Origin of the sequence: Streptomyces huiliensis (assembly GCF_020037025.1) — a bacterium.
Lineage (GTDB): Bacteria > Actinomycetota > Actinomycetes > Streptomycetales > Streptomycetaceae > Streptomyces > Streptomyces huiliensis.
The window spans coordinates 24,226-31,436 of sequence record NZ_JAIQLH010000127.1 but is presented as its reverse complement, the minus strand read 5'-3'; the positions used below and the strand labels follow the sequence as shown (position 1 = coordinate 31,436).

8 protein-coding genes are annotated in these 7,211 nt (G+C 74.7%); 4 read left to right on the top strand and 4 right to left on the bottom strand.

Going from position 1 to position 7,211, the window contains the following annotated elements; all coding sequences use genetic code 11:
- Positions 1 to 341, bottom strand: a 341-nt coding sequence (locus JNW98_RS21915) for an FAD-dependent oxidoreductase (protein WP_223769976.1), incomplete at its 3' end; no start/stop codon positions are given.
- A gap of 159 nt (positions 342 to 500) precedes the next feature.
- Between JNW98_RS21915 and JNW98_RS21910 the strand changes: the two genes are divergently transcribed.
- The 3 genes from JNW98_RS21910 (at position 501) to JNW98_RS21900 (ending at position 2,148) form a co-directional block, all read left to right on the top strand.
- The gene (locus tag JNW98_RS21910) at positions 501 to 1,076 is read left to right on the top strand and encodes an AAA family ATPase (protein ID WP_223769975.1); all 576 of its coding nucleotides are present in this window, start codon (positions 501 to 503) and stop codon (positions 1,074 to 1,076) included.
- Positions 1,077 to 1,274: 198 nt separating this feature from the next.
- A complete protein-coding gene (locus tag JNW98_RS21905) occupies positions 1,275 to 1,811 on the top strand; it encodes a hypothetical protein (RefSeq protein WP_223769974.1) in 537 nt (178 codons plus the stop codon).
- Positions 1,812 to 1,902: 91 nt separating this feature from the next.
- The gene (locus tag JNW98_RS21900) at positions 1,903 to 2,148 is read left to right on the top strand and encodes a hypothetical protein (protein ID WP_223769973.1); all 246 of its coding nucleotides are present in this window, start codon (positions 1,903 to 1,905) and stop codon (positions 2,146 to 2,148) included.
- 103 nt (positions 2,149 to 2,251) lie between these two features.
- Here JNW98_RS21900 and JNW98_RS21895 read toward each other — a convergent pair whose 3' ends face one another.
- Together JNW98_RS21895 and JNW98_RS21890 are read right to left on the bottom strand one after the other, a co-directional pair.
- Entirely contained in the window at positions 2,252 to 3,658 is a 1,407-nt protein-coding gene (locus tag JNW98_RS21895; protein WP_223769972.1) for a hypothetical protein, read from the bottom strand.
- 117 nt (positions 3,659 to 3,775) lie between these two features.
- Positions 3,776 to 4,666 (bottom strand): alpha/beta fold hydrolase, encoded by an 891-nt coding sequence (locus tag JNW98_RS21890; protein WP_223769971.1) that lies wholly within the window; start codon positions 4,664 to 4,666, stop codon positions 3,776 to 3,778.
- A gap of 345 nt (positions 4,667 to 5,011) precedes the next feature.
- Here JNW98_RS21890 and JNW98_RS21885 point away from each other — a divergent pair, with 345 nt between their 5' ends.
- Positions 5,012 to 5,755: a GntR family transcriptional regulator gene (locus tag JNW98_RS21885; protein ID WP_223769978.1), complete on the top strand. Its 744-nt coding sequence runs from the start codon at positions 5,012 to 5,014 to the stop codon at positions 5,753 to 5,755.
- 176 nt (positions 5,756 to 5,931) lie between these two features.
- Here the strand turns inward: JNW98_RS21885 and JNW98_RS21880 are convergent, their stop codons facing one another.
- Positions 5,932 to 7,095 (bottom strand): ROK family protein, encoded by a 1,164-nt coding sequence (locus tag JNW98_RS21880; RefSeq protein WP_223769970.1) that lies wholly within the window; start codon positions 7,093 to 7,095, stop codon positions 5,932 to 5,934.
- Positions 7,096 to 7,211 lie beyond the last annotated feature (116 nt).

The window sequence follows — 7,211 nt, the reverse complement described above, 5'->3', positions numbered from 1 at the left end:
CGGCCGCGCGCCAACCGGCCGCCCTTGTCGCGGAACCGGTCGGCGGCCACCTGGTCGTTCCAGTCGTCGGTGGCCTCCTCGCGGATCCGCGCCGCGACCGGCGACCAGTCCGGGACCACCTTCACCGCCCCGGCCATCCCGGGGATCCGCCGGGCCTCGGCCAGCAGCCCGCCGGCCCGGATCATCATCTTGCTGGGCACGCAGCCCCAGTACGGGCACTCGCCGCCGACGAGCTCCGCCTCCACCCCCACCACCCGCAGCCCGGCCTCCGCCAGCCGCCCCGCGACGTGCTCGCCGCCCGGGCCCATTCCGATGACGACGACGTCCACCTGCTCGGCCATCACACCGCACTCCGCTCCGTCTGGGCTTCCCAGCTTCCACGCTTCCACCGGAGCAGCCACCCTGCCAGCACCGGGGGCGCCCGTCACGGGCGACGCGCGCCGGGCGTACGGTCGGGTGGGGCCGAGTGGGGAAAGCACCGGTGGGGGAGGCGGGAGCGCATGGAGCGGAAGCGGTTCGTCGAGCGGAAGCGGTTCGTCGTGGTGACCGGGGGGCCCGGCGCCGGGAAGAGCACGCTGATCGACGCCCTGGCGGCGGCCGGCCACCACCGCTCGTGGGAGGCCGGCCGCGGCGTCATCCGCGACCAGGCGGCCATCGGCGGCCGGGCCCTGCCCTGGACGGACCCCGGCCTCTTCGCCGAGCTGATGCTCTGCTGGGAACTGCGCTCCTACCACGAGGCGGCCGAGCGCCCCGGGACCGTCTACTTCGACCGCGGCCTCCCCGACGTCATCGGCTACCTGCGGCTCGAAGGCCGCCCGGTGCCCGCGCACGTCCGCGCCGCCGCCGAGCGGTTCCGGTACCACCCCCGGGTGTTCACCGCCCCGCCCTGGCCGGAGATCTACGCGCGGGACACCGAGCGCCGGCAGTCCTACGAGGAGGCCGTGCGCACCCACGAGGCGGTGACCGCCGCCTACGCGGAACTCGGCTACGAGGCCGTGGAGCTGCCCCGGGCGGCGGTGGGGGAGCGGGTCCGGTTCGTCACCGGGCGGGTCGCGGCGGACGCCGGGGGCGTGTGACCGGTTCTGCCCTTGGGGGGTTTGTGAAGGACGTGGAGAATTCCCCACCGTAACGCCATGCGTCTCGCGTCACGCCTCGCGGTCACAGTTCACGTCACGCCTCGCGGTCACAGCTCACGCACGACTCGCGGTCACGGCTCGCGCCACGTCCCGCGCTCACAACTCGCGTCACGACGTTCACGCCAGTGAGGAGAAGTCATGCGCTCGGTGAAAACGGTGCTCGCCCTCGGCGCCGCGGCCCTCGCCGCGGCCGGTGCGCTCACGGCCCCCGCGGCGGCGGCCCCGCCCGCCCCCGACGCCAACGGCAAGGCCATGACCTGGACCCTGCTCGCCGACGGCCCCGCCGGCACGGTCCGCGTCGGCGGCGGCCCGCTGAGCAACGCCTACCAGGGCGACACCGCCACCACCACCGCACTGCCGCTGCTCTGCCTGAAGGTCGACGGCCGCCCGGCGCCCGCCGGAATCACCCCCGACTTCTACGCGGGCTGGGCCCGCGGCGCCGTCGCGGCCACCGCCCCGATCCGCGGCACCCGGCTCACCGGCCGCGCGGTCGCCGACGGCGTCTGCGCCAACAACTTCGGGACCGGCTGGCGGATGGCCGAGTTCCACGACGGCAGATACGGGCCCGATCTGGAGAGTTCGGGCGGCTGGAGCTTCTGGGCCTACGGCGACGTCCCCGCCGGCACCCGCTTCTGGACGGCCATCAACGACCAGCCGGCCAACCCCTGGAACTGACCGGCCACACCCAGCTCGCCCGCCCCCACCACCAGGGCCGCGAGGGCGATCAGCGGCAGCGGCGCCAGCAGGGCGTACGCCCGCGGCGGCCGTGCTGCGCAGCCCGGTGGGGACGCTGGGGCTGCTGGTTCCGGTGGTCTGCCTGCTGTCGCCGGTCCTGGGGCCCGACGCGCTGGGCGGCGCGGGGCAGTTCCTGCCCGACCGGGCGGGGCAGCAGATGATGTCGACCGATCCGGAGGGGGCGCTCGGTCCGTGGAGCGGGCTCGGCGTCGCGGCACTGTGGGCCGTCGCCGCCGCGGCGGCGGGCTGGTGGGCGCTGCGGCGCCGGGACGCGTGAGCGGGGGACGTGTGAGCAAGGGGGGCGGCGCACGGGGGCGCGGGTCAACGGACCCGCGCCCCCGGCGCGTTCGGGCAGTCGGTACGTTCGGCGAGCCGTGCGGTCAGGCCGCCGGGAAGACGAAGACGCCCTGGTCCACGGAGACCGCGCCGTGCCCGTCGGAGCTGAAGACCGGGATCCGGTCGTTGTCGAGCTTCTTCGCCAGCACCTTCTTGGTCTTCACGTCGACGGCGATCGGGTCCCAGTACCCCTGCGTCCCGGGGTTGGTGTAGCCGTAGACCACGCCGTCGCCGGCGTTCAGCAGCGCGAAGTCCTTCTCGTCCGGGCCCTGGGCCCACAACCGCTTGCCGCTCTTCAGGTCCCAGGCGGTGGCCAGCCACGGCTTGCCCATGTCCGGCTGCCCCGCCGTCACGACCGTCCCGGTCGACGCGTCGTACGTGGTGAGGAAGGTGGGGTTGGAGACCGGATCGCCGAAGTCGGTCATAGAACCGGGCGCGTCCGCCCGGACGACCGGGCCCGTGGCCAGCAGCCGGCCCGTCCTGACGTCGTTGACCGAGAGGATCCAGGGCTCGGCGGAGGCGTGCTTGTCCCCGTCCGTCTGCCAGGCGAGGACGACGCGGTCGCCGACGACCGTCACCGGCACGACGTTGATGTCATGGGACTTGTCCTCGGGGATCGCCTTGTCCGGGCGGCCGGCCTCGGCGGTCGTCCACGCCTTCTTCCCGGTCGCCAGATCGGTGACCACCAGGCGCTTCATGCCGTCGAACGGGCCGTGGGCGACCTGCTCGTAGGAGAAGGCGTGGTCGCCCGCGAACGTCCGCCGCTCAGGGGCGTAGCGGTGCTGGTCCTGGGAGTGGGCGGGGCCCTGCACGGCGCGCGGGTCGCCGGCCGTGTCCAGCTTGATGGCGGACCCGCCGTCGGCGCGCGTGGCGGACCCGCCCTTGGCGACCCAGCCGTCCGAGAACGTCGCCCCGTCGGCGAGCGGGGCGCTGCCGAGCTTCTTGCCGTGCCCGTCGTAGACCTCGTCGACCGTGGTGTCCTTGTCGGAGGTCATGCCGTCGGAGGCGGTCTTGGTGGTGACCTGGACGCGCAGGGCCGGGGCGCCGTGCCAGGTGTCCGCCATGACCCGGGCGTCGCCGAGCCTGAGGGTCCGGCGCACGGCGCCGTCGCGCGCGTCGCGGAACTCGACGGTCTTGGCGCCCTGCCGCAGCGCGGTCCCCTTGTCGTTCGCGGTCTTCTCCGCGCCCGGCGCGGTGACCACGGCGAAGGCGTCGCCGACCGCGAACACCGCGGTGCCGCCCGGCGCCGCGGGCACGGTCCAGGCCGGCTTCGCCGCCAGGCCCGGCAGCGCGGCGCCGGGCCAGGCGAGGTGCGCGGACCGCTCCGTCCTCTCCTTCGCAGGGTCGTCGTCCTTCCCGGAACCGGAGTCCGAGCCGCAGGCGGTGAGCCCGGCGAGGAGCGCCACGGCCACGGCGGCCGGGACGAGGACGGTGCGCGCGGTGGAAGCCACTGCGAATCCCCCAAGGTCGTGCTGTCGTGCTGTTCTGGTCCGCAGATCCTATGCGCAGTGGATCAAGCTTCCCTGGGGGCTCTTCCGTCACATGCGTAACTCCTGTTACGACTCCCGTTACGCGACTTGCTGTTCCGCCCGTTGCACGTCCTGGCGTGCGGCGGTGTCCAGGACGACGCGGGCGACGAGCGCCGGATCGTCGTTCATCGGCACGTGTCCGCAGCCCGGCAGCCGGATCAGCCGGGCGCCGGGGATCACCTGCACGGCGCGGATCCCCTGCCGGCGCAGCAGCACCCGGTCGCGGGTGCCCCAGGCGATGGTGACCGGCAGGTCCGGCAGGTCGTGGGCGAACAGCACCTCGCGCCCGGCGGCGAGGGTGGCCTCGAACCCCACGGCGTCCCGCAGCGCGCTCGCCTCCGCCAGCACGGCGTCGACCGATCGCCGGCCGGGGCGGGCGTACACCAGGCTGACCAGCGCGGCCCGGCCGGCGGCCGTGGCGGCCAGCCGGGCCAGCCGCTCGGGCGGCAGCCGGCGGGCGCCGTTGCGCAGCGCGCTGAGGACGGTGAACGCGTAGCGGCGCTCGGACTCCGTCCAGAACCCGGCGGGCGAGAGGGCGGTGACGGTGCGTACGAGCTTCTCGTGGCCCAGTTGCAGGGCGATCAGACCGCCCAGGGAGTTGCCGGCCACGTGCGGCCGGTCCAGGCCGAGCGCCTCGAAGAACGCGCGGAGGACCGCGGCCGTGCTCGGCAGGTCGTACGGCACCGCGGCGGGCAGCGCGGGGGAGCGGCCGAACCCGGGCAGGTCCACGGCGACGACGTCGTGTTCCGCGGCGAGTATGTCGAACACCGGGTCCCACGCCTGGAGATGGTGGCCGATGCCGTGCAGCAGGACGAGCGGGGCGCCCTCCCCGGCGCGCCGGTAGACGACCTGGGCCTCGCGCGGCCCGGCGGGGGTGTCGAGGGAGAACGTCGCGGTCTGCGAGGCGTCGGTCTGCGAGGTGTCACCCATGAGTCGGCTCCTGCTGATCCTCGGGGGGTCTTGTAGACAGGATGTCAGTAACGGTTACCGCTGGGTAGACCCGTGACGCGTCCGGCGCTCACGGCTCCCGGCGTGCGCCCCCGCGCGCCGCTCACCCCGCTTACTCCGTGGCGGCGGCGACGGTTGGTGACGGTGCTCCCGCGCGTAAGGGGATGGGCGGCCTCCGTCGGTCACCGAGGGTGTCGAAAGGTCCGTACCACCTCGACGGATGCCATGCATTGGTCTTGACCAAGTGCACACACCGTCCTATGGTCACAGGCATACTGCAACAACCTTTAATAAAGAAGCGCGCGAAAAGCCTTGCGGAGGATGAGGGTGGGGACAACGCAGTTGGAGACGGCGCCCGAGCCGAAGTACTGGCACCTGAAGACGGTGTTGAGCGACGCGCTCGACTCGGAGTTCGCGGTGGGGGAGATCCTGCCCAACGAACGTGAACTCGCCGCCCGGTTCGGGGTCGCGCGCGCCACGCTCCGCCAGGCGCTCGAACAACTGGAGCTGGAGGGCCGCCTCCAGCGCCGCCGCGGCGTAGGCACCACCGTCGCGCCGCCGCGGGTGGGCGTCGCCGTCGCCGACGCGGAACACGCCTGGCCCGGCGCGAGCGAGGACGACTGGCAGCCGGTCGACAGCGCCGAGGCCGCGCCGCCCGCCGCCGTCGCCCTGCTCCTCGGCACCGGCCGCGACGAGCCCGTGCACACCGTCCGCCGCACCCGCAGCAGCCACGGCCGTCCCGTCGCCACCGAGCTCCTCTACGTCCCGGCCGCCGGCGTCCCCGGGCTCGACGTCCCGGACACCGCCCCCGGGGCGGCCCGCGCCCGCGGTGTCCTCCGTGCGCTCCAACGGCTCGCGTTGGAGGGGCAGGACCGGGCGGTGGAGCTCGGATCCGCTCGGGCGGATGACGCGAAGCAGCTCGATCGGCTGCCGGGGGCGCCCGTCCTCCTCGTCACCACGCGCTACTTCGCGGAGGGACGGACGGCGGCGGTGTCCGTCGCCACGTACCGCGCCGACACGTGCCGGCTCACGTTCGGGGAGGGGGATCCGGTGAGGTTGCTGGCGAGCTGAGCGTGTGTGGGGTGCCCCGGTCCCTCCCCCAGAGGGGGCACCCCAACGGGCTGATAAGTCAGCCCGTTGGGGGTGCCCCCTCTGGGGGAGTTTGAGGACGAGCGGCGAAGCCGCGATCAGCGGGGTCTGGGGCGGCAGCCCCAGGAAACGGCGAAGGGGCGGGACCGGGGCACACCTCACCGCGCCGTGACCGGTCGCTCCACCGCGAACAGTTCGCCCTCCACATGGTCCAGCGCCAAGCGCAAAGCTCCGGTCGCCACCGCCGAGTCGCCGAGCAGCGACTGCGCCACCCGAGGCGGTCGCAGACAGTAGCGCGCCAGCTCGGTGCGGAGCGGATCGAGGATGCCGCCGATGCCCGCGGCCCAGCCGCCGACGACGACCAACTCGGGGTCGAGGGCCAGGACCAGGGCGGCCACGTCGTGGACCAGGCGGCGCAGGTAGCGGTCGACCGCGGCGCGTGCTCGTTCGTCGCCCTCCCTGGCCAGGGCGAACACCCGGACGACCTGGGCCTCGTCCAGCGGGTGCAGCGGCTCGTCCGTCGGTGACAGGACTTCCTCCGGCGTCGCCTCGCGGCCGAGCAGGTGCAGGGCGCCGATCTCGCCGGCCGCGCCGCCGAAGCCGCGGTGCAGCCGGCCGCCGATGAGGGAACCGGCGCCGGGGCTCAGGCCGGCCAGGACGAAGACGACGTCGTCGACGCCGCGCGCCGCGCCCTTCCAGTGCTCGGCGACGGCTGCGGCGTTGGCGTCGTTCTCGACGAGCACCGGGCAGCGGAACGAGCGCCGCAGCCGCTCCCCGAGCCGCAGTCCCGTCCACTCCGGCAGGGCCGTGCCCAGCCGGACCGTGCCGTCCGCCTCGACGATGCCGGGGCTGGCCACGCCCACCGCCCGCAGCGCGCCGCGCGGCACGTCGGAGCGCCGCAGCAGGTCGGCGACGGTCGCCCGGACGCGCTCCAGCCGTTCGTCCGCCGGCGCGGTCTCCGTCACGTCCGCCGCCGCTGAGCCGGTCACCCGGCCGCTCAGGTCGGACAGCAGCGCCGCCACCCGGTGCGGCCCGATCTCGACGCCGAGCAGGTACCCGGCCTCCGCCCGGAAGCGGAACCGCCGCGCCGGACGCCCCTGGCGCCGGGCCACGCCCTCCTCGGCGGACGCCTCCGCGACCAGGCCCGCGTCGATCAGCCCCTCGACCACGCCCTCCACCGTCGGCCGGGACAGGCCGGTGGCCTTGACCAGGTCGGTCAGGGTGGGCGAGGAGGACGGCGCGGCGGCCCGGAGCGCGTGCAGGACCACGGTCGAATTGATCCGCCGCAGCAGGGACGGGTCCCCACCGGTGAGCCGCCCCAACGTCGCCGCCTCCCTGCTCTCGCGTCTCGCGCGTCCGCGTCTTTTGCGTCCTCTTTGCCGCCACCGGATCGTAGCCGGTGCGCCCGGGGGCGGCGAGGGCCGGTGCCGCCCGGGCG